Origin of the sequence: Massilia consociata, from assembly GCF_042432755.1 — a bacterium.
In the GTDB taxonomy this organism is placed as follows: Bacteria; Pseudomonadota; Gammaproteobacteria; order Burkholderiales; family Burkholderiaceae_D; genus Telluria; species Telluria consociata.
Genome location: NZ_JBHLWP010000009.1, coordinates 322,043 through 342,844, shown reverse-complemented (window position 1 = coordinate 342,844; position 20,802 = coordinate 322,043). Strand labels below are relative to the sequence as shown.

At 66.0% G+C, this 20,802-nt stretch carries 22 protein-coding genes; 7 read left to right on the top strand and 15 right to left on the bottom strand.

Annotated elements, in window-relative coordinates; all coding sequences use genetic code 11:
* Window positions 1-211: 211 nt before the first annotated feature.
* The 5 genes from ACFFJK_RS08565 to ACFFJK_RS08545 are packed head-to-tail and all read right to left on the bottom strand — an operon-like array spanning window position 212 to window position 4,051.
* Window positions 212-1,183, bottom strand: a complete 972-nt coding sequence (locus tag ACFFJK_RS08565) for an ornithine cyclodeaminase family protein (protein WP_379678757.1) — start codon at window positions 1,181-1,183, stop codon at window positions 212-214.
* Between the two features lie 31 nt (window positions 1,184-1,214).
* A complete protein-coding gene (locus ACFFJK_RS08560; protein ID WP_379678756.1) occupies window positions 1,215-1,733 on the bottom strand; it encodes a YbaK/prolyl-tRNA synthetase associated domain-containing protein in 519 nt (172 codons plus the stop codon).
* The gene (locus ACFFJK_RS08555; protein ID WP_379678755.1) at window positions 1,730-2,416 is read right to left on the bottom strand and encodes an HAD family hydrolase; all 687 of its coding nucleotides are present in this window, start codon (window positions 2,414-2,416) and stop codon (window positions 1,730-1,732) included. Before ACFFJK_RS08555 ends, ACFFJK_RS08560 begins: the two co-directional genes overlap by 4 nt.
* Window positions 2,417-2,428: 12 nt before the next feature.
* Window positions 2,429-3,397: a threo-3-hydroxy-L-aspartate ammonia-lyase gene (locus ACFFJK_RS08550; RefSeq protein WP_379678754.1), complete on the bottom strand. Its 969-nt coding sequence runs from the start codon at window positions 3,395-3,397 to the stop codon at window positions 2,429-2,431.
* A gap of 15 nt (window positions 3,398-3,412) precedes the next feature.
* Entirely contained in the window at window positions 3,413-4,051 is a 639-nt protein-coding gene (locus tag ACFFJK_RS08545) for a helix-turn-helix transcriptional regulator (RefSeq protein WP_379679000.1), read from the bottom strand.
* 368 nt (window positions 4,052-4,419) lie between these two features.
* Between ACFFJK_RS08545 and ACFFJK_RS08540 the strand changes: the two genes are divergently transcribed.
* Both ACFFJK_RS08540 and ACFFJK_RS08535 read left to right on the top strand, forming a co-directional pair.
* Window positions 4,420-6,393: a metallophosphoesterase family protein gene (locus ACFFJK_RS08540; RefSeq protein ID WP_379678753.1), complete on the top strand. Its 1,974-nt coding sequence runs from the start codon at window positions 4,420-4,422 to the stop codon at window positions 6,391-6,393.
* A 119-nt stretch (window positions 6,394-6,512) separates the two neighbouring features.
* Window positions 6,513-7,064 (top strand): putative glycolipid-binding domain-containing protein, encoded by a 552-nt coding sequence (locus tag ACFFJK_RS08535; protein WP_379678752.1) that lies wholly within the window; start codon window positions 6,513-6,515, stop codon window positions 7,062-7,064.
* 7 nt (window positions 7,065-7,071) lie between these two features.
* On the opposite strand, the gene ACFFJK_RS08530 is transcribed toward ACFFJK_RS08535, so the two are convergent.
* Complete coding sequence (locus tag ACFFJK_RS08530; protein ID WP_379678751.1) at window positions 7,072-7,398, bottom strand: MarR family winged helix-turn-helix transcriptional regulator; 327 nt, start codon at window positions 7,396-7,398, stop codon at window positions 7,072-7,074.
* Between ACFFJK_RS08530 and ACFFJK_RS08525 the strand changes: the two genes are divergently transcribed.
* On the top strand, window positions 7,397-8,056 hold the full coding sequence (locus ACFFJK_RS08525; RefSeq protein ID WP_379678750.1) for a siderophore-interacting protein: 660 nt from the start codon (window positions 7,397-7,399) through the stop codon (window positions 8,054-8,056). The two genes, ACFFJK_RS08530 and ACFFJK_RS08525, sit on opposite strands and share 2 nt — an antisense overlap.
* A gap of 133 nt (window positions 8,057-8,189) precedes the next feature.
* The gene (locus ACFFJK_RS08520) at window positions 8,190-10,160 is read left to right on the top strand and encodes a peptidase U32 family protein (protein WP_379678749.1); all 1,971 of its coding nucleotides are present in this window, start codon (window positions 8,190-8,192) and stop codon (window positions 10,158-10,160) included.
* A gap of 115 nt (window positions 10,161-10,275) precedes the next feature.
* On the opposite strand, the gene ACFFJK_RS08515 is transcribed toward ACFFJK_RS08520, so the two are convergent.
* Window positions 10,276-11,256 (bottom strand): Bug family tripartite tricarboxylate transporter substrate binding protein, encoded by a 981-nt coding sequence (locus ACFFJK_RS08515; RefSeq protein WP_379678748.1) that lies wholly within the window; start codon window positions 11,254-11,256, stop codon window positions 10,276-10,278.
* A 232-nt stretch (window positions 11,257-11,488) separates the two neighbouring features.
* Between ACFFJK_RS08515 and ACFFJK_RS08510 the strand changes: the two genes are divergently transcribed.
* Window positions 11,489-12,736: a hypothetical protein gene (locus ACFFJK_RS08510; RefSeq protein WP_379678747.1), complete on the top strand. Its 1,248-nt coding sequence runs from the start codon at window positions 11,489-11,491 to the stop codon at window positions 12,734-12,736.
* 16 nt (window positions 12,737-12,752) lie between these two features.
* Here the strand turns inward: ACFFJK_RS08510 and wrbA are convergent, their stop codons facing one another.
* The 5 genes from wrbA to ACFFJK_RS08485 form a co-directional block, all read right to left on the bottom strand.
* Window positions 12,753-13,352, bottom strand: a complete 600-nt coding sequence (wrbA, locus tag ACFFJK_RS08505) for an NAD(P)H:quinone oxidoreductase (protein WP_379678746.1) — start codon at window positions 13,350-13,352, stop codon at window positions 12,753-12,755.
* A gap of 102 nt (window positions 13,353-13,454) precedes the next feature.
* Entirely contained in the window at window positions 13,455-14,135 is a 681-nt protein-coding gene (locus ACFFJK_RS08500; protein WP_379678745.1) for an alpha/beta hydrolase, read from the bottom strand.
* 84 nt (window positions 14,136-14,219) lie between these two features.
* Entirely contained in the window at window positions 14,220-15,119 is a 900-nt protein-coding gene (gene lpxO, locus ACFFJK_RS08495; protein ID WP_379678744.1) for a lipid A hydroxylase LpxO, read from the bottom strand.
* Between the two features lie 185 nt (window positions 15,120-15,304).
* Complete coding sequence (locus ACFFJK_RS08490) at window positions 15,305-15,532, bottom strand: DUF6139 family protein (RefSeq protein WP_379678743.1); 228 nt, start codon at window positions 15,530-15,532, stop codon at window positions 15,305-15,307.
* Window positions 15,533-15,655: 123 nt separating this feature from the next.
* Complete coding sequence (locus ACFFJK_RS08485) at window positions 15,656-15,856, bottom strand: hypothetical protein (RefSeq protein ID WP_379678742.1); 201 nt, start codon at window positions 15,854-15,856, stop codon at window positions 15,656-15,658.
* 341 nt (window positions 15,857-16,197) lie between these two features.
* Here ACFFJK_RS08485 and ACFFJK_RS08480 point away from each other — a divergent pair, with 341 nt between their 5' ends.
* Window positions 16,198-16,785: a hypothetical protein gene (locus ACFFJK_RS08480; RefSeq protein ID WP_379678741.1), complete on the top strand. Its 588-nt coding sequence runs from the start codon at window positions 16,198-16,200 to the stop codon at window positions 16,783-16,785.
* Window positions 16,786-16,855: 70 nt separating this feature from the next.
* On the opposite strand, the gene ACFFJK_RS08475 is transcribed toward ACFFJK_RS08480, so the two are convergent.
* The 3 genes from ACFFJK_RS08475 to ACFFJK_RS08465 form a co-directional block, all read right to left on the bottom strand.
* Window positions 16,856-17,770: a class I SAM-dependent methyltransferase gene (locus ACFFJK_RS08475; protein WP_379678740.1), complete on the bottom strand. Its 915-nt coding sequence runs from the start codon at window positions 17,768-17,770 to the stop codon at window positions 16,856-16,858.
* Between the two features lie 123 nt (window positions 17,771-17,893).
* The gene (locus ACFFJK_RS08470; RefSeq protein ID WP_379678739.1) at window positions 17,894-18,583 is read right to left on the bottom strand and encodes an ankyrin repeat domain-containing protein; all 690 of its coding nucleotides are present in this window, start codon (window positions 18,581-18,583) and stop codon (window positions 17,894-17,896) included.
* A gap of 3 nt (window positions 18,584-18,586) precedes the next feature.
* Entirely contained in the window at window positions 18,587-19,369 is a 783-nt protein-coding gene (locus ACFFJK_RS08465; RefSeq protein WP_379678738.1) for a TatD family hydrolase, read from the bottom strand.
* Window positions 19,370-19,535: 166 nt separating this feature from the next.
* On the opposite strand from ACFFJK_RS08465, the gene ACFFJK_RS08460 reads away from it, so the two are divergent.
* Window positions 19,536-20,774: a hypothetical protein gene (locus ACFFJK_RS08460; RefSeq protein ID WP_379678737.1), complete on the top strand. Its 1,239-nt coding sequence runs from the start codon at window positions 19,536-19,538 to the stop codon at window positions 20,772-20,774.
* The last annotated feature ends 28 nt before the right edge of the window (window positions 20,775-20,802 follow it).

Genomic DNA, 20,802 nt, shown 5'->3' with positions numbered 1-20,802 from the left:
GTAGGTGCTCCTCGTTCCTGCGAGGTCCTCTTCGGGTCGGTTCTGCCAATCGTGATACCTGCGATTTTTCGGCCCTGCGAGCAACCATGCCGAGCCCAACGGCTGCCTTCGGAGCAAAACCGGACATCGCGTTCGACTGGCAGTGCAGGTTCATCGTAGGATATCCCAAGCACGTTCAAGTCGACGCAAATTATCAGTCGATTGATGTGACTCACCAAGGCCAAGAGATGAGGCAGCCGACTCGAGCAGCATTGGCCGCGTCGTAAAGGTATTCACCCACCACCAAGTCTTGCAAGGCCAGTCCGGTCATATCGAACACCGTAACGTCATCTGCCTGGCGATCGAACGCGCATTTCCCCGTCAGGAGATCGCCGAGTTCCGCATGGGGCACGGATGGTGCCCACTGCGTTTCGCCGAGGCTCCTGGCTTGTTCGCTGTCATCCACCACCAGCCGGCACCGCTCAAGCAGGCTCCCTGGCAGTTCGCGTTTGCCGCGCGTATCGGCACCGACGCAATTGAGGTGCGTTCCGGGCCGCACCGCCGCTGCACTGAACAGCGGCCCGGCGCCCGGGGTAGCGGTAATGACGACATCGCTGGCCGCAACGGCTGCGTCGACGTCGAGGGCCAGGACCGGGCGGCATGTGCCGTCGAAGCACGCTTCGAAATCCGGCTTGGGCCTTCCATCTTGCGAGACATAGCGAACCGTACGCAACGACGGGAACGCACGCAGCGCGGCCGATAACTGGGCTCGTGCCTGCACGCCGGTGCCGAATACGCATACCGACGTACTGTCGGCACGTGCCAGGATACGCAGGCCGAGCTCGCCGGCAGCCGCAGTCCGGGCGGTCGTGATGGCGTTGCCGTCCATGATGCATCGCGGACGGCCCGTCGCCGGATCGAACAGCATGATCGTGGCCTGATGCGGCTCGCCGCCGAGTTCGCGGTTGCGTGGCCAGAAGCCGGCGGCCTTGAAGCCCAACAGGGCACGTGCCGCCACATCTCCCGATTTGATGCCGAAAATCCCGCCCGTGCTCAGGGCTTCCCGTACAACGGGAAAAACACGGCCTTGCCGTGCGCTATGCAGTGCAAAGGCGTCGCGGACAGCACGGTCGATCATGTCGGTCGTCATGACGGCGGCGACGGCGTCTCGGTCGAGCATCAGCAGTTGGGCCTGGCTGGACATGGGAAGTCTCCGATGAAAGTGAACAGGAGGCTCAAGATTGGCGGATATCGGCCAACTGTGGCTGGGCGATTCGCAGGTAGTCTTCGGTGGCGAGAACAATCGATGCATCCAGCCGGCCCGCGTTGAAAGCGATCTCCCGGTAGCGCGTGAAGAGCTCGGGATCCGCTACCAGTTGCAGGTCCTGGTGGAACGAAAACGGCGGAATAGCCCCGAGCACGCAAGCGGTCAGTCCTTCGATTTCCCGCGGGCTCAGCAGGCTGGCCCGCTTCGCCCCACAGTAGGCGGCAAGCGTTTCCAGGTCGAGCTGTCGGTCGGCGGCCAGCACGGCCAGTACGTACTTGGGTGGCGCATCCGGAACCTTGAGCTTGCAGGCCATTGCCTTGGCGCCCTGGCCGACTTCCGTACCACGGATACGGGCAACTTCTTCGGATTTGCCGGCAGCGGGATGTTCGATGACCCGATAGCGGGCAGCTTCGGCGCACAGGAGTTCGACCAGTTTGACAAACACTGGCGTGGGGCCGACGCCTGGCGGATTCGATGATTCAGTCATGAATGTGAGGTATGGAGAATCGTGGGTCCAATCGGTCCCAGGAGTGCATCGAGCTCGGATTCGAGTTGCCGATGCGAGTCGACGACACGGTATGCACCGCTGAACCCGTAGCCGTCCAGAAGCTCGCTGCGCAATACGATGCAGCGCAACCCGGCGGCGCGTGCCGCGGCCAGTCCGCGCGGCGAATCCTCGACGGCGATGCACTCGCCGGCATGCAAGCCGAGCCTGCCCAACGCCTGCAGGTAGGCGTCCGGATGCGGCTTCGGCCGCAGGCCATCGGTGCGGGCGATGATGTGATCGATATGATCCAGGGCCTTGCCTGCACGGTGGGCCAGGGCCACGTGCTCGGCAAACGACGCGGTGACGATGCTCATCGATACCCGCTGCGCCAGGCGGGACAGCATCGGCTCCACGCCTGCGAAACACAGCTGCCCGGCATCCGACAGCAGGTGTGCGTAACAGTTGTCGCGCGCCGTCCGCACCTGTGCGATCTGCAATTCGTCGTAGCCGCGTCCACGCAGGACATGCCACGCGCCGCGATTATCTTCGAGGTACCAGGCAACGTACTGTTCTCGCGTCAACGCCACGCCGTGGGGCTCCAGGACACGACGGTTGGCTTCGAAAAACAGGCGCTCGGTATCGCACAGCACCCCATCGTTATCCCACAGGATCGCCTTGATCATGGATAAGCCGTATCAACCTGCCAGGAAACCGCTCAGGCGGGCCAGGTCGATATTGCCGCCGCTGACGAGGATGCCGACCCGCTTGCCCCGCAACGCGTCCTTCATGCGCCGCGCCGCTGCGAAACCAAGACATCCTGTCGGTTCGACGATGATCTTCATGCGCTCTGCGAAGAAGCGCATGCATTGCACGAGTTCGTCGTCCGACACGGTCAGGATGTCGTCGACGTCGCGCCGGATGATGGGAAACGTGTATTGGCCGAGGTGCTGGGTCTGGGCGCCGTCGGCGATGGTCTGGGGCGTATCGATGTGGACGATGGCGCCCGAACGGAACGATTGTTGCCCGTCGTTGCCGGCCTCCGGCTCGACGCCGTACAGCTTGCATTGCGGTGACAGCGCCCGGGTCGACAGGGCTGATCCGGCGAGTAGCCCGCCGCCGCCAAGGCAAACGAAGAAGGCATCGAGCGGCCCGGCCTCGTCGAACAGTTCCTTCGCGGCAGTGCCCTGGCCGGCAATGACGTCCGGATGGTCGTAAGGCGGAATCAGCGTCAGTCCGTGCTTGTCCGCGAGCTCGCGGCCGATCTGTTCGCGGTCTTCCTTGTAGCGATCGTAGATGACGACATTGCCGCCATAACCCTTCGTTGCCGCCACCTTCGCCGCCGGTGCGTCGCGCGGCATCACGATCGTGGCCGGCATGCCGAGCAGCCTGGCCGCCAGTGCGATGGCCTGGGCATGATTCCCGGACGAGAAAGCGACCACACCGGCGCGGCGCTGTGCGGGCGTGAACTTCGACAGCGCGTTATAAGCGCCACGGAACTTGAATGCTCCCATCCTTTGCATGTTTTCGCATTTGAAGAAGAGCTCGGCGCCGAATTCTTCGTTGACGGTGCGCGAAGTCAGCACGGGAGTACGGTTGGCGGTGCCGGCAATGCGGGTGGCTGCCTGGAGCACGTCGTCGTACGCAGGCAGGTTAAGCGTATTCATCTTGGATTCCTCCGGTTATTTGATGTCGTTGTAAGCCGTGGCACGCGAGATGCCGAGATATGAAGCGGCGATCTCCATGGCGCGCCGCATTTCCAGGAAGCCGCCGGCCTTCAGTTCCCGCATCAGTGCCCGGCGCTGGTCGGCCTTGAGCAGTTGCGGCGACGATGCCAGGCGAGCGGCATACTGGTCGATGCGCTGGCGCAGTACCTCGGCATTGGCCGGATCGAGGGACTCGGGCACGGGCGAGGCGTCGGTGGCGGTGAACTGTTCCAGCGCGCTTTGCATCGAGCGGAACAGCGTCAGGTCCACGTTCAGGCAAAGGGCCGCGACGTAGCGCCCTTCTGCATCCTTGATGCCGATCGAGGTACTCTTGGCCGGGCGGCCGTCCGCGAACTGGTTGGCGTAGTTGGCCACAATCTGCGGAAAGGATTTATCCTCAATGCGTGCCAGACCGAGTTCGGTAGCAGGGTCGCTGGCCGCCCGCCCCGACAGGTTATTGTGAATGGCAAGCACGGCATGCTCCGGGTTGCGAAGGTCGTGCACGACCACTTCGCAAAACGGCGCGAACGTCTGGGCCAGGCCGTCGGCGATCTGCTTGACCTGCTCGATCAGCGCAGCCTGGACCTTGTCGCCGAATACATCGGTATCGTGCATCATGGCCGGCCCTGCAGGTAGTTGTCCTTGACCCGTACGTAGCACGTCTTGCCGGGTGGAACGAGGCTACCGGCACCGATCATCGTGCGGTGAACATAGGCACGTTCGGCTAGGTTCCGAGCGGAATCGAGGTATGCGGACAACGGCATTTTCGTAAGACTGTTTGTCTAGGATTAGACATTGTGCCAAACCGGGAAGCATCACGCAAGCTGGTTTCGAAGCGTTCCACCTGTGGCACTACTCACCGCGGGCGGCTGATCCGTCTGCTTGCCCGAGCCATCCTGCGCGTCTGCTACACTGGTTTGTTCGACAAACCAGCATAGTGCATCCGATTGATCCCGTCTTCCCCCCCTGAGGGCCTGCCGCCCGTGCTTGCCGGTCCACTCCTGCGCCGCCTCGAGCCGGGCCGCGTGGTGCTATGGCTGGTCGGCAGCGCGCCGCTCGACCTGACCCTGGAACTGGCGCCCAGGACCGGCGCGTCCCGGCGCCTGGCGCTTGACGCGCGCCGCTGTCGCGTGGTGCGCGTCGGTCGCCACGCCTGCGTCCACCTGATCGATGTCGTGCTGCCCGAGCCGCTGCCGCAAGACACGATCATCGAGTACGACTTGCTCGTCACGCAGGGCGATGGCAATGAGGCCGGCATCGCACGGTGGGCGCCGCACCTTCTGCATCCGGGTGCGACCCGGCCGAGCATGGTGCTGCGCAGCCGCAGCGACAATATCCTGTTCGGCTCGTGCCGCAAGCCGCACCATCGCGCGCGTGACGGCCTGGCGCGCGCCGACGCCTTGCTGGCCGACCACATCGACCGCGCCGACGAACGGCCCGCCATGCTCATGCTGTGCGGTGACCAGGTGTATGCCGACGATGTGGCGGGTCCGATGCTGGCGGCGATCCACGCGCTGATCCGGCGCCTCGGCCTGTATGGCGAATGCCTGGAAGGCGCGGTGGTCGCCGACAGCGAGGCGCTGTACCGCCATCCGGCCGGTTACTACCGGCGCGAAGAGCTGCTGCCTGCGATCAGGTCCAACGATGCCCTGCGCGACCGCTTCTTCGGCGGCAGCGAGAAGCCGATCTTCACCACGGCCAATGCGCACAACCACCTGGTCACCCTGGCCGAGGTGATGGCCATGTACCTGCTGGTGTGGTCGCCCGTGCCATGGCGCCTGGTCGCGGATGCGCCGGCGCCTCGGCTGGCGTCCAGGCATCTGGAACGCTGGCGGCGCGAATCGGAATTGCTGGCGGGCTTTCGGCACGAGCTTCCCAGGAGCGCGCGGCTGCTGGCGCACGTGCAGACCCTGATGATCTTCGACGACCACGACATCACCGACGACTGGAACCTGTCGGCCAAGTGGGAAACCACCGCCTACGAGCACCCGTTCTCGCGCCGCATCGTCGGCAACGCACTGATCGCTTATATGCTGTGCCAGGGCTGGGGCAACCGCCCCGATGTGTTCGGGACGGTGCTGGACGATCTGGCGGCGTTGACGGACACGGCCGCTGCCGATGCCGCTGCCGATGCGCGGCTGGACGCGCCAAGGCAGGACGCACTGATCGGGCGCCTGCTGTCTTTCCGCCAGTGGGATTTCGTCGTACGGACGAAGCCCACGATCATCGTGCTCGATACCCGCACCCGGCGCTGGCGCAACCGGCGCCGGCCCGGCCATCCGTCGGGCCTGATGGATTGGGAATCGCTGTGCGAGCTGCAACACGAACTGCTGGATGAAACGGCCGCCGTCATCGTCTCGCCGGCGCCCATGTTCGGGGTCAAGCTGATCGAGGTGGTGCAAAGGGTCGCCACCTCTGCCGGCCTGGCCTTGACCGTCGACGCCGAGAACTGGATGGCGCATCGCGGCGCGGCCAGCAGCATGCTCAATATCTTCCGCCATTCGCGCACCCCGGCCAATTACGTCGTCCTGTCGGGCGATGTACACTACTCGTTCGCGTACGCTATCGAGGTGCGCGAGGTGCGCGAGGTGTGTGAGTCGGACTGCACGCCGCATGTCTGGCAGATCACCAGCAGCGGGATCAAGAACGAGTTCCCGCGCCGCCTGCTCGACTGGCTCGATCGCCTCAATCGCTGGCTGTATGCTCCGCGCTCGCCGCTGAACTGGTTCACCCAGCGCCGCGACCTTGTTCTCACGCCATACCTGCCCGACGCGCGCCAGCAAGGCGAGCGCGTCTGGAACGGCGCCGGCATCGGCCAGGTGTGGCTCGACGCACAAGGGCGGCCCCTGCGCATCGTGCAGCACAACGCCGATGGCCGGCCGTCGACCCGCTTCCTGGCGCCGGGGCAGCAATCCTCCCTTGCAGTGGCTGCCGAGCAGCCTTTGAAGAAACACTGATGGTTTTTCGCTGGGTAAGCCCGTCTACGCGCCGCACAAACACGTGGCGGGACGGCCCGCGGCGTGCTAATTTGCTCTCGTTGGACCATTATTTGCACGCTGGATCCGGAGGCGTGGCCATGCAGCGCGTGTACCGTTGGCACCCGAGCGAAGGCGTCGGGCTCGAACACCTGATCCTGCGGGTCATGGGCGACGTGATCGTCGCCGAAGCCGTCGTCATCGGCGACCGCGGCGACGGTCCATTCGGGTGCACCTACCGCATCTGCTGCGATGCCTGCTGGCGCGTGCGCTCGGTCGACGTGCACGCGGCCGGGGGCGAATCGCGCGTGCTGACCACGGACGGGTCCGGCACCTGGCGCGACGGCGACGGCGCCGCCCTGCCCGCGCTCGACGGCTGTCTCGACGTCGACATCTCGGCCACGCCCTTCACCAACACCCTGCCGATCCGCCGCCTCGGCGCCCGGCTGCGCCAGCGCACCCCCATCCGGGTGGTGTATATCCCGGTGCCGGAGCTCGACCTGCATTGTGCCGAGCAGGCGTACACCTGGCTGGCGCCCGAACGCTACCTCTATGAAGGGCCGATCGGCGCCTTCGAGGCCGAGCTCGAGGTCGATCCGAACGGCGTCGTCGTGCATTATCCGGCACTGTTCCACCGCCTTCCCGGCGCCTGAGCCGCCGCTATTCCCTCAGCAGGTTTGCCTGCACCCGCGCCAGCAGGCCGCCCAACTGCCGGCGTTCGTCATCGCTCAGGCCCGACAATGCCTGGGCCGCCAGCAGTTCGCCGTGCCGCTGCATGTCCGCATAGGTGGCTTCGCCCGTCGCCGTCAGGTACAGGCGGGTGCTGCGCCGGTCGGCCTCGTCGGGGCGCGCATCGATCAAGCCCTTCTCGCGCAGCCCCTGCACCAGGCGCGTCACCTGCGCCTTGTCGCGCCCGGAATGCTGCGCCAGGTCGCGCTGGGTCGCGCCCGGCCGCTGCGCGAAATAACCGAGCACCTTGTGCTCCATGTGGGTCGTGTCCTGGCTCCCGCCGGCGCCCGAGCGCTGCGACCTGGACGGGCTGGCCCGGTTCGTCTCGAGCTCCTTCGACGACCACGTCAAGTTCATGTTCGACGGCCCCGACGGCGAACAGGTGCGGCGCGACTTCACCCCGCTGCACTACGACGCCGGCGCCCGCGAACTGACGCTCGAATTCGCCCTGCACGAGCATGGCGCAGCCTCCGATTGGGCGCGCGCGGCCGTTGCCGGTCAGCCCGCCATTATCGCAGGTCCGCGCGGCTCGATGATCATTGCGCAAGATTACGACTGGCACTTGCTGGCGGGAGACCGCAGCGCACTGCCGGCCATCCGCCGCCGCCTTGCCGAACTGCCGGCCGGCGCCCGTGTCATTGCGGTGATCGCGGCAAGGGGCGCCGACCGCCTGCCGCTGGAGACGGCGGCCGCGCTCGACCTGCACTGGGTCGATGACGACGGCGCCCTGCTCGCTGCCCTGGGCGCGCTGGCCTTGCCGGACGGCGAGGGTTTCGCCTGGTATGCAGGCGAAGCCGCCACCGCGAAAGCCGTGCGCGCCATCCTGCGCGAGGAGAAAGGCATGCCGAAGGAGGCCATGCGCGTATCGAGCTACTGGAAACAGGGCGTGGCCGACCACCATGAGCACCTGGACTGACGCCCCGGCACTGCCGTGCACCCGGCAGGCCGGGAATGACTTGGGGGCCCGATTTGGCTATAATTCGGGCCTTCATCCGTCAGTCTCCATTCGCCGGCCCCGCCCAGCGGCCGCATCATCCCAGGATTTCGCCATGTCACTGCTCGACCACCAGCTTGAACTGCTGTCGCCCGCCAAAACCGCCGAGATCGGCCGCGAAGCCATCCTCCATGGCGCCGACGCGGTGTACATCGGCGGCCCGGCCTTCGGCGCCCGCCACAACGCCAGCAACCCGCTGGAAGACATTGCGGCCCTGGTCGAGTTCGCGCACCGCTACCGCGCCCGCATCTTCGTGACCATGAACACGATCATGCACGACAGCGAACTGGAGCTGGCGCGCAAGCAGATCTGGCAGCTGTACGAAGCCGGCGTGGATGCGCTCATCATCCAGGACATGGGCCTGCTGGAGATGGACCTGCCGCCGATCCAGCTGCATGCCAGCACCCAGTGCGACATCCGCACTGTGGAAAAGGCGAAATTCCTGGGCGACGTCGGCTTCTCGCAGCTGGTGCTGGCGCGCGAGCTGACGGTCGAGCAGATCCGGAAGATCCGCGCCGCAGTGAACACCCCGCTCGAATACTTCGTGCACGGCGCCCTGTGCGTGGCTTTTTCCGGCCAGTGCTACATCTCGCACGCCGACACCGGCCGCAGCGCCAACCGCGGCGACTGCTCGCAGGCCTGCCGCCTGCCCTACACCCTGAGCGACGGCCAGGGCCGCGTGGTCGCCTACGAAAAGCACCTGCTGTCGATGAAGGACAACGACCAGAGCCGCAACCTGGAAGCCCTGGTGGACGCCGGTATCCGCTCGTTCAAGATCGAGGGCCGCTACAAGGACATGGGCTACGTGAAGAACATCACGGCCCACTACCGCCTGCTGCTCGACGAGCTGCTCGAACGCCGCCCGGAATTCGCGCGCGCTTCCAGCGGTACGACGCGCGTGCTGTTCACCCCGGACGTGGACAAGAACTTCCACCGCGGCCACACCGACTACTTCGCGCTGGGGCGCCAGGACGACATCGGCGCCTTCGATTCGCCCAAGTACATCGGCGTGGAGCTCGGCACGGTCACCCGCATCGGCCCGGACTTCATCGACCTGACGACCAATGCCGCGATGGCCAACGGCGACGGCCTGAACTACATGAACAAGCGCACCACGGTCGGCATCCAGGCCAACAAGGCGGAAAAGCTGGGCGAGGACGGCGAGAACCAGCGCTGGCGCGTGTTCCCGAACGAGGTGCTGGGCGCCCTGGCCGGCCTGAAGGTCGGCACCGTCATCCACCGTAACCGCGACCACCACTGGGAATCGGCGCTGACGAAGAAGTCGTCCGAGCGCAAGGTGCGCGTCGACCTGAAGCTGACCGAGCAGCCGGGCGGCCTGCGCTTGAGCATCCGCGACGAGGACGGCATCGAAACCGCAACCAGCGCCGAGCTGGTCCTGCAGCCGGCCCAGCAGGCGGCCCAGGCCGACAGCGCGCTGCGCACCAGCCTGGCCAAGCTCGGCAACACGATGTTCGACGCCGGCGCGGTCGAGCTGGAACTGTCGCAGCCCTGGTTCGTCGCCGCGAGCGCCATCAATGCGCTGCGCCGCGACGCCGTCGCCGCCCACGAAGCGGCCCGCCTGGCGGCCTGGGACCGTCCCGAGCGCAAGGCCCCGGCCGAGCCGCCCGCCGTCTACCCCGAACAGCAGCTGAGCTACCTGGCCAACGTGTACAACGAGAAGGCGCGCGCCTTCTACCACAAGCATGGCGTGCAGCTGATCGACGCCGCCTACGAGGCGCACGAGGAGCCGGGCGAAGTGTCCCTGATGATCACCAAGCATTGCCTGCGCTTCTCGTTCAACCTGTGCCCGAAGCAGGCCAAGGGCGTGCAAGGCGTGCAGGGCCAGGTCAAGGCCGAGCCAATGACCCTGGTAAGCGGCAACGAGCGCTACACCCTGCGCTTCGACTGCAAGCCCTGCGAGATGCACGTGGTGGGCGCGATGAAGGACAACATCCTCAAGCAGCCGCCGCCGTCGGCGGTGCCGTACAGCCCGCTGGTATTCCACAAGCAGCGTCCACGCGCCTGATTTTTACCAACCGGTAAAAACAACGGCAAACAACGCCCGACGGCGCTTTTGCCCACGTAAAAAACGCCGCCCGGTTGCCCGTGGCGGCGTTTTTTGAATGCGATCGATCGCGGATTCAGTCCACCGTCGCGCCGCTCTCCTTCACGACCTTCGACCAGCGCGCCGACTCGGCCTGCACGAACTTGCCGAAGTTCTCCGGCGTGTCACCCACGTAGTCCGAGCCGGTATCGGCCAGCACCTTCTGGAATTCCGGTCCCTTCATGACCTTCTGCGCCTCGGCATTGATCTTCGCGACCACGTTCTTCGGCGTCTTGGCCGGCGCAAACATGCCGTACCAGGCGTAGGACTCGATCGCTGGCAAGCCGGCCTCGGCGAAGGTCGGCACGTCCGGCAGCAGTGGCGAGCGCTTGGCGCTCGTGATGGCGATCGCCTTCACCTTGCCGCTCTTGATGTGCGGCATGATCGCGATGGTGCTGTCGAACATCATCGGGATGTGGTTGCCGAGCAGGTCGGAGATGGCCGGCGCCGAACCCTTGTACGGCACGTGGGTCATCTGCAGCTTGGTCACGCTGGCGAACAATTCGCTGGTCAGGTGCTGGGGCGTGCCGTTGCCCGAGGAACCATACGAGAACTGGCCCTTCCTCGACTGGATGTGCGCCATCAGCTCCTTGACGTTCTTGGCAGGCATCGACGGGTGCACCACCAGCACCAGCGGCACCCGCAGCAGGTTGGTCACCGGCGCCAGGTCCTTGAGCGGATCGAAGCTCATCTTCTTGTACAGGCTCGGATTGATGACGATCGGCGCGCTCGAGGTGACCAGGAGCGTCTGGCCGTCCGGCTTGGCGCGCGTGACGGCCGCGGTGCCGATGTTGCCGCCGCCGCCGGCGCGGTTGTCGATCACGAAAGACTGGCCGAGCGATTGCGTCAATCCCTTGGCGAGCGGACGCGCCGCAATGTCGGACGGGCCGCCCGGCGGCCACGGCACCACCACTGTCACCGTCGAGGCGGGCCAGTTCTGCGCCAGGGCGCTCAACGATACGACCGATGCCGCCGCGAGGAATGCCAGCTTCTTACCGGCGCCCGAAAATAAACGCATAGTCCCGTCACCCATAGTCCCATCCTCACATTAATGAATTGGCATGAGCGGACAGTGTATCCGATTCCAGTATGTACAACACGCCGGCGAACGTCCGTGACAACGGAACCTGGCGCCGCGCGGGGTTTTCTTACAACAAGGGCATCATTTTATTCATAGAAAGTTGGATTTATTGCCAGAAATCACTTACCCTGTAGGACTGATCCTACCGGCAAATAACCGTCTGCTCCCTATGGACCGAAGCTACCTTTACACCCGGCGCATCGCCACGCGGGCCCGTCTGCGCAAGCGTGCCGCGCTCGCTGCGGCGCTCGCTGCCGCCCTCGCGATCGCCGGCCATGCGGCACTGAGCCTGGTGGATCCGGAACCGGACCCGCTCGCACCCGGCCTAGCAACCGGGGCCGGCGCCCCTGCGCTGGCCGCAGGCGCCGGCCCGGCCGCGAACGAAGCGGGCCGCCAGGTCCGCCGCATCTATCCGTATTCGGTGGTCCCGGGCGGCGTTGCCGGCCCGGCCGAGCTGGCCCGCGTGGTGCGGACCGACCGTGTCGTGGCCGCCCATTACGCCACCTTCGACGTCAGCAAGGCGCGTGCCGTCACCGTCACCAAGCCACGCGCGGTCCACGTTTCCTACCGCAAGGGAGACCAGGTCTACTGGACTGCGGAAAAAGTCATGCTTGCCGAAGGCGAAACCCTGCTGACAGACGGCACGAACGAGATGCGGGCGCGTTGCGCCAACCGTATTTCGGACGTGGCCCAGTTCCCGGTCGAAATCGACGGACCCGGCGCCGACGTGCTCGACGCGTCCTACGAGGAAGCGATGCCGTACACGGCGGACGGCGCCGTCGCGGCCGACTTTGCCTACATCGCGGACGGCGGCATCCCGCGCCATACGGGCCAGCAACAGGCCGCATTCCTGCCCGGCGGGGGCCTGCGCATGACCGGCGGCGGCGCCGCCGGCAGCAACGGCGCGGGCAATGCGCCGGCGTTCCCCAGCATGAGTCTGCCGCGGTCCGTGTCGTCTACCGGTATCAGCAGCCTGCCCGTCAACGGCACGCCGGACAGGACAGGCACGGCGCCGCCCACGCTCGACGCCGCGCCCGCACTGCCCGAGGCCGTCTTGCCTGGCGTGCCCGGTGCGCCTGGCGGTGGCAATGCAAGCGCGTCCGGACCAGGCAGCGACGGCACGCCCGGCGGGAGCGGCGGCCCCTCCACGATCGTCCCCGAGCCGGGCAACGGTGGCGATGCCGTGCCGCCCCTGCCCACCGGCCCCATCCCTGCACAGCCGGTGCCGGAAGTGACGCCTCCTCCGGGCTTCTTCGTGCCGCCGCCCGATCTGTCCCCCGTCCCCCGGCCGGACACACCGATCCCGGACAAGCCGGTGCCGGCCCCCATTCCCGAACCCGGCAGCCTGTGGCTGGCCTGTGCGGCGCTCGCCGCCATGACCGCAATACACCGGCGGCGCCCGCGCCGCCGGCGCTGAACGGCCGGCAGCCCCGTCAGCCGAACAGCTTGTTTGCGGTGCGCGCGATCAGCTCGCCCTGGTGGCGCGCGCCGCCAAGTTCGAGCTCGCTCGGCTGGCGCTGCCCCTGGCCGCCGGCGATGGTCGAGGCGCCGTAGGGGCTGCCGCCGACGATCTCGTCGAGCGTCATCTGCGGCTGGTAGCTGTACGGCAGCCCCACCACCGTCATGCCGAAGTGCAGCAGGTTGGTGATGATCGAGAACAGTGTCGATTCCTGCCCGCCGTGCTGGGTCGCCGTGGAGGTGAACGCGCCGCCGACCTTGCCGTTGAGGGCGCCGCGCGCCCACAGGCCGCCGGTCTGGTCGAGGAAGGCCGCCATCTGCGCCGGCATGCGCCCATAGCGCGTCGGCGCGCCGATGATGATCGCATCGTAGTCGGCCAGCTCATTGGGCGTGGCGATCGGCGCATCCTGCTGCAGCTTGAAGTGGGCGCCGGCGGCGATATCCTCGGGCACCGTTTCCGGCACACGTTTCACGTCGACGGTCGCGCCGGTCGCGCGCGCACCTTCGGCAACTGCGTGTGCCATCGTTTCGATGTGGCCATAGGTCGAGTAGTACAGCACCAGGACTTTCGACATTGCTTTCCTCCCTGAAGTGGTTGATCGCCTGCTCCCCGAGCGGCGCATGCTATTCTGCGGCGAAGCGGATTTCCGCGGCACGCGCCAGCGCTCCAGCTGTGCTCAAGCCGGGCTGAACCACACCAGCGCGGCCTGGGCGATGTCGGGAGGAATGACGTGCTCGCCCTCGAATTCCTCGTACCGGAGCGGATACCCGGCCGCGCGCAAGGCCCGCACGATGCGGCGGCTGCAGGCATCGATCGGCAGGATGTGATCCCCGGTGCCGTGCGAGATGAAGACCGACGGCTTGCCGCGCGGGGACATCGGACCGACGAATCCGGGCGAGAACGCCAGCACATGCGTAAACAGGTCGCCGTTTGCCAGGCCCAGCGACAAGGCATACGAGGCGCCGTCCGAGAAGCCGCCGATGCCCAGGCGCGCCGGATCGACATGGTAACGGGCGAACACCTCGGCCAGGGCGCGGTCGGCCAGGTCACGGTCCGGTCCGTAGCTACGGCCGGCGATGATGTCCCACGTATGGCGGTGCGAAGCGGGCGCGACGAGGATCAGCCCGGCGTGGTCGGCCAGGTGCAGCAGCACGCGCAGCCCGTCATGCGCGTGGCCGCCGGCCCCGTGCAGCAGCAGGACCAGCGGCGTGGGGACGGCGGGGTCGTAGCGGCTCGGGACGAACACATAGCTGTCGCGGGCGCCACCGACATCGAGCTTGTGCAGGCCGGTCGGGCCGTTCGTGCAAGCTGCGGATACCGGCGCGGGACGCGCCGCCAGGTGGGCATCGGCTGCCATGGCTCCTCCTCCGGAATGCGTTCATCCGGGCGGAGGTCGCAGCCTATGCTGGGCCCCGGTACAGGGTGCCGGGCCTCCGCCCGCTCAGACCCACCAGATGAAGGCGGCCAGGCCGATCACCAGTGCCACCCGGGTGATATTGTAGGCGGTCTTGTTCCAGGCCTTGAAGCGGCGGCGGTACTGGCCCATGGTGTAGGAGATGCGGAACAGCTTGCTCACCAGGCCCACCTGGTCCCCCAGCTCGTTGGGCGACGCGGCCGCGGTCATCATGGTGCGGCCGAGCAAGCGATTAACGGCCTGCATCCAGCGGTAGCGCATCGGGCGCTCGACGTCGCAGAACAGGATCACCCGATTGCTTTCGCTGCCATTGATGGCCCAGTGGATATAAGTCTCGTCGAAGACCACGCCCTGCCCGTCGCGCCAGCTGTGGCGCTCGCCGTCCACTTCGATGAAGCAGCGGTCGTCGTTCGGCGTGGCCAGGCCCAGGTGGTAACGCATGGAGCCGGCAAACGGGTCGCGGTGGGGGTTGAGTTTGCCGCCCGGCGGCAACTCGGCGAACATGGCCGCCTTCACCGAGGGGATCGATTGCAGCAGCGCATAGGTCTGCGGGCACAGGCGCTCGGCCGACGGGTGGGTGGCGTCGTACCACTTCAGGTAGAAGCGCTTCCAGCCGTTCTTGAAAAAGGAATTGAAGCCGGCATCGTCGTTCTGCTCGGCGGCCTTGATCTTCTTGAGCGCCAGCAGGTTTTCCGCTTCGGCGCGGATGATGGGCCAGTTCTCCTGCAGCCTGCCAAGCTCCGGAAATTCGCTTACCGGAATGAAGGGCGTGCTCGGCACCCGCGAGAATTTGTGCATGAAAACGTTAATCGGCGCCATGAACGACGAGTGGTCGAACAGCTGGCGACGGAACGGCAGGCGTACGCGGCCGCGGAAATGAATGTGCAGGATCGAAAGGAAATAAAAACCGACCACTACCCACTTCATTGCGTCCTCCGTCACAGCCTGGATGCGGCTGGCTTGCTTGATAAGGGACGCAGGATACCATAACGGTCGGCCAGCCGTTGGCGGCCGGGCCGTTATGCCACAGGAGCAGGACGCGCCGGCAATCGCGTTGCCAACCGCGCCGGCGCGTGCAGCATGGGCCGGGCCAGGGCACCGGCCAGGGAAACTCAGTGCTGGACGGAGGTGATCGCGTAGCCTTTTTCGCTGATCTGGCCGGCCACGTTCTCGAGGTCGTAGTCCGGCAGGGAATCGGCGTTGTCGTCGACCTCGATCGCGCGTGCTTCGATCTCCCAGTCGGTGTTGGTGGCTTCTTCAGGGATGTTGCGGGCTTCCGGCACTGCCAGGTAGGACAGCTTGCCCTCATTCTCGGGTCGGCGGTAAATATCCAAGCGCATAGTCGTTTCCTCAAGTCAAAGCCCGCTTTCCCGATGAAAGCGGGCAGTTCCACAGTAGAAGATCGAAGCGCTGTCGTCTGTTAATTGGCCCACACTCGGCCGCCGGGCTGGGCGCAGCCCCGTTCAACGGCCGGGCAACGCCCCGAGGATGCGCGCCGGCAGCATCACGATGGCGCGCAGCAGCGCGAAGACCGCCTCCACGCCGATACCGAGCAGCCTCAGCGGCAGCAGCAGCAGCCAGACCAGCGGATACAGCACCAGGGCCAGCAGGGCAATGGGCCAACACAGGAACAGCAGCAGCAACCATAGCAGGAAACCTAACATTGTCTCGCTCCTTTGAGAGGTCATTGCCGGCGGTGGCGGCAATGACGGGCAGGAACACTCTAGGTTAGCGGGGTCGGCTGGACAACCGGTGTGCGACAGACGGCGCAAAAGATGGGGTGAATGGGAGAAATGGGCTGCCCGGCAGTTGGCGGCCGGCACCGTCCGTCGCACCCGCATGCCATCCGCATACCGGACGCCCCCCCTCCTAACGCATGTGTTAGCCTCGGGTTGCATCTTTCACAATTGAAATGGAGAAAACGATGATCCGAACGAAGCTGGTGGAACTGTCGACCATCGAGGCGGTGGCCTATCGCCGCAAACTGGGCTGAGGACACTCCGGCGTGGTCGTCATGCGTTACGACACGGCGCAACCCGGCCTGGCCTCACTGAACAAGCGCACCGGCGAGCCCGATCCGGCCGCGAACGTGAATGCGGAGCTGTTTCCGATGGACGTGTTCAGGGAAGCACTGGAACTCACGTCCGGGATGCCCTACGCGCGCCGGGGCCCGGTCAAGCTGGGAGCGCAGCCCCCGGCGTCCGCCACGGACGGCGGCGCGCAAGGGGAGCCGGATGCCGAGCAAGACACCCCCGATGCGGTTGCCACCGTGAGCAGTGCCGAGTATGCGGCCATTGTCAGCGCATATACGAGCAAGAAGGGAGACCTGTCCTACGAGCTGATCAACAAGGACTTCATCCAGTTTGCCAAGTCGAACCGGTTCGTCGCCGACATGGTCGCGCAGCGTGCTTCGGTCGACGATATTGTCGACCATATCGTGATGGCGAAACTGCAGTCGATCACCGGCAACAGCGCGCTGACGACTGCCCAGACCAGGCTGATCGTCGAGATGCTCGACGAGGTCAGCCCGCGGCACGTGTTCCGTGAGTTGAAGGACGAGATCCGCAAGATGCTGGGCGCCAGCAAGGTTTGACGACGCGCGGCTGCCGCGCCTGGTCGCCGCGGTAGCCCGGCACGACAAGCGATCCGGTTCCCGCCGCGTGTCAGGCGAACGCGGGCACGTCGTGCTCGACCCGCTGCCCCACCACCTGCGCCCTGAGCGAGGCCTGCAAGGAGGGAATCGACCCGCCCGCCCGGTACTGGAAGGCCACATGCAGCAGGTCGCCCGCCTGCACCCGGACCGGCTGGGCCAGCGGCAGGGTCATGTAGTGGTTGAGCCAGTCGATCGTGTTCGATTCTTCCTGCACGATCGCCAGCACATTCTTGGTAATGAAGCGCATCGCATTGAGCATGCCGCTCTTCTCGACCATGATCGCGCCTTCCCAGGCAAACACCGTGTCGACCGGCTGGCTGAAGTCGATCAGGCTGTACACCGCGGGCTGGGCCAGCTCGACGGTACCCGGGTAGACCACCCCGGTTTCCTGGAATTGCACGATCGGCGCATGGAAGCCTTCGAAATCGTACTCCTGCGAGATCGGCTGGGCCGCCATGATCACCGCCTCCGGCAGGAACACCGGCAGCGGGCCGCCGAATTTCGCCAGGTAGCGGCGCTTGAAGGATTCGATCACCTCCACCTGCTTCTCGCGCAGCATGGCGACGTGGATCATCTCGCAGATGACGACGTCCACCGGCTCGGGCGGCAGGTACTCGAAGGCGTCGGCATGGATGACCTCGACCTTGTGGCCGTTCGGGTTCATGGCAAGGAACTTGCGCGCCTCGCGCACCATGTCCGGATTGAACTCGACGCAATAGACCCGCTCCGCCTGCTGGGCTGCGAAGAAGGACAGCACGCCCGTGCCGCCGCCCAGTTCCAGCACCTTGGCACCGGGGCGGACCGCATAATGGATGGCGGACTTGAAGCTGTGCATCCGGTTCTGGTCCATCAGCATATTGTGATGGTAATGGACTGGAATGAACTGCCCCAGGTAGCAGCTTTCGATTTCGCGTTCGTTCAGCATGTTGTTCCTTGTCGCACGGTGGCCGTGATATAGCGTGAAGCCATTATGGACAAGGATGCATGCGGCCCATGCGCCGAGCTGCGGGGTGTTTACCGCCTAGTTCCCAACGGAAATACCAAGACCCTAGCGTTTGAAGCCGGAGATGGCCGCGGCGATCGTGGTCTGACCGGCGCGCTCGGCGATCTGCGCAGCCGTCAGGCCTTCGGTGTTCTTCCGGCGCGGATCGGCGCCCGCCTCCAGCAGCAACTGCGCCACGGACGGCTGGCCTTCGCGCGCCGCCATCATCAGGGGCGTGTAGGCGCCGCTCGCGCGCGGCGAGGTCGCGTCGAGCTTTGCCTTGCGCGCGATGAGCAGGCGCGCGATCTCGTCGCTGCCGCTGGCGGCCGCATAGTGCAGCGGCGTCCAGCCCGCCCGGTTCACCTTCGCGCCCTTCTCCAGCAGGGCCACCGCGGCCGGCGTGTTGCGCTTGAAGGCGGCCATCATCAGGGCCGTGTTGCCGTTCATCGCCCGGGCTTCCAGGTCGGTGCCGGGATGGGCCAGCAGCGCCCTGAACACGTTCATCGCATCCTCGCGCACGGCCAGCACCAGCGCCGGCTCGCCGCCGATCGGGTTGATCTCGTTGGCGTTGACCTCCTTGCCCACCATCCGGCTCACGGTCCGGGCGTCGTCGAGCTGGACGGCGCGGAAGAAGGCGGCGATCTGCCCGGGCGTCGCCGCCCATGCCGGACCCGCGGCCAGTCCGGCGCCCAGGGTCGCCGCCAGGAGGCAGCTGCGCAGGATGGTGCGGCGGATGGTACGGCGAGTGAGGATCATCGATCAGGCCTTCGCGGTCTGGAACAGGTTGAAGAAGTTCTCGCTGGTCTGCGCCGCGACCTCGCGCAGCGACACGCCCTTGAGGTCGGCGATGAATTCGCCCACGTGCGCCACATAGCCCGGCTCGTTCATCTTGCCGCGGAAAGGCACCGGGGCCAGATACGGCGAGTCGGTCTCGATCAGCATGCGTTCGAGCGGTACCGCCTTCGCCACTTCCTGCAGCTCCTTCGCGCTCTTGAAGGTCACGATGCCGGAGAAGGAAATATAGAACCCCTGCTCCATCGCGGCCCTGGCCACGTCCAGCGACTCGGTGAAGCAGTGCATCACGCCCGCCACCCCGCCTGCATCAAGGCCGGCGCCCTCTTCCTTCATCAGGCGGATGGTGTCGCCGCTTGCCGCGCGGGTGTGGATGATGAGGGGCTTGCGCGTCTCGCGCGAGGCGCGGATGTGGGTGCGGAAGCGCTCGCGCTGCCACTCGAGGTCGCCCTGGAGGCGGTAGTAATCGAGGCCGGTCTCGCCGATGGCGACGATCTTCGGGTGGTCGGCCAGGTCGACCAGCTGCTGCACGGTGGGCTCCGGCGTGTCTTCGTAGTCGGGATGCACACCGACCGAGGCGAAGATGTGGGGATGCTGTTCGGCCAGGGCCAGCACCTGCGGGAAGTCCGGCAGGTCCACCGAGACGCACAGTGCGTGGGTTACCTTGTTCTCGGCCATCTTGGCGAGGATCTCGGGCATCCGGGCAGCCAGCTCCGGAAAATTGATATGGCAATGGGAATCGATAAACATCCCGTCATTGTAAGGCCAGCGCGCGCGCCTTGCCACGGACAGGCGCCGGACGGCCCGGACAGTGTTTCCCAAACCTATCGAAGCGCCGGTTGAAGTTTGGTGCCAGCTCGATATCGTATTGAATTCGCGGCGCCCGCCGCCAAACCCACAGCCCAGGGAGGAACACATGGCGTTCAGCCTATTCGATTCAAAAGGCACCCCGATCGAGAACCAGCGCTACACGTGGCGCGACATGGTGCGGCAACCCCTCAGCAAGCTCGATGACGATGCGTTTACGCGCATCCGCGTCATCATGATGAACGGCATCGAAATCGAAGCCTTGCGCTTCTCGCACATGGCCGCGCGCTTCAACCGCGACCTGCGCCTGCCGCTCGCGCTGATCCGGCGTTCCGAGCAGCACCAGGCGACGATGATCAACTGGCTGCTGTCGCCGGACCACTCGCCGCTCGAGATCACCATCGCCTACGAGCAGGTGGCCATCGAGCTCACGGCGGCCGTGGCCCAGCGCGAACCCGATCCCTACCTGGCGCAGGTCTACCGTTTCGGCCTGCTGGTAGACTTCGACCACCTCTACCGCTATTCCGCCCTGCTCGACCGCCTCGAGGGCAAGGACCCGAACAACATCACGCAAAGCTATACCGACATCGTCCCTGCGCGCCCGACCTGGGAGCACCACCGCCACCCGTCCGACGACCTGCGCAACCCCTACGACCGCGCCGGCTCGCACATGCTCAGCAAGCTGCACGCGCTGACGATCACGGCCGCCGAACAGCAGACGCACAACTACTACATGAACGTCGGGCCGAAGTTCTCCGACCCGATCGCGCGCCAGCTGTACGCCGAGATCGCCTCGGTCGAGGAGCAGCACGTGACGCAGTACGAATCGCTGCTCGACCCGAGCGAAACCTGGCTGGAGCAATGGGTGCTGCACGAAGCGAACGAATGCTACAACTACTACAGCTGCGTTGCCTCCGAGACCAACCCGCGCATCAAGGCGATCTGGGAGCGCTTCCTGGATTACGAGCTGGGCCACTTCCACGCCGCCTGCGAAGCCTTCCAGACCTACGAGCGGCGCGATCCGGCCGAGCTCATCACCGCACCCTTCGCCGACCCGATCCCCTTGGTGAGCCAGCGCGACTTCTACCGCGATGTGCTGGTCAACGAGGTCGACCTGCGCGCGTTGGGCACCCAGTTCGTGCCGAAGGAGCAGGAAAGCCAGCTCACGCGCGACTACCGCGCCATGCTGCACAGCGAAGGCGAGCCGAGCGGCCCGGTCTCGGCCGGCTACCTGTGGACGCCGGGCACCGAGCTGATGCACCGCGGCCCGGCCAGCGGCGCCACCATCGCGACCGGCGCCGCGGCTGCGGCCCAGCGCCCCGCCAGCCCGGGCGGCATGCCGCACTGAGCGGCCACATCGACCAATTCAGGAGGAT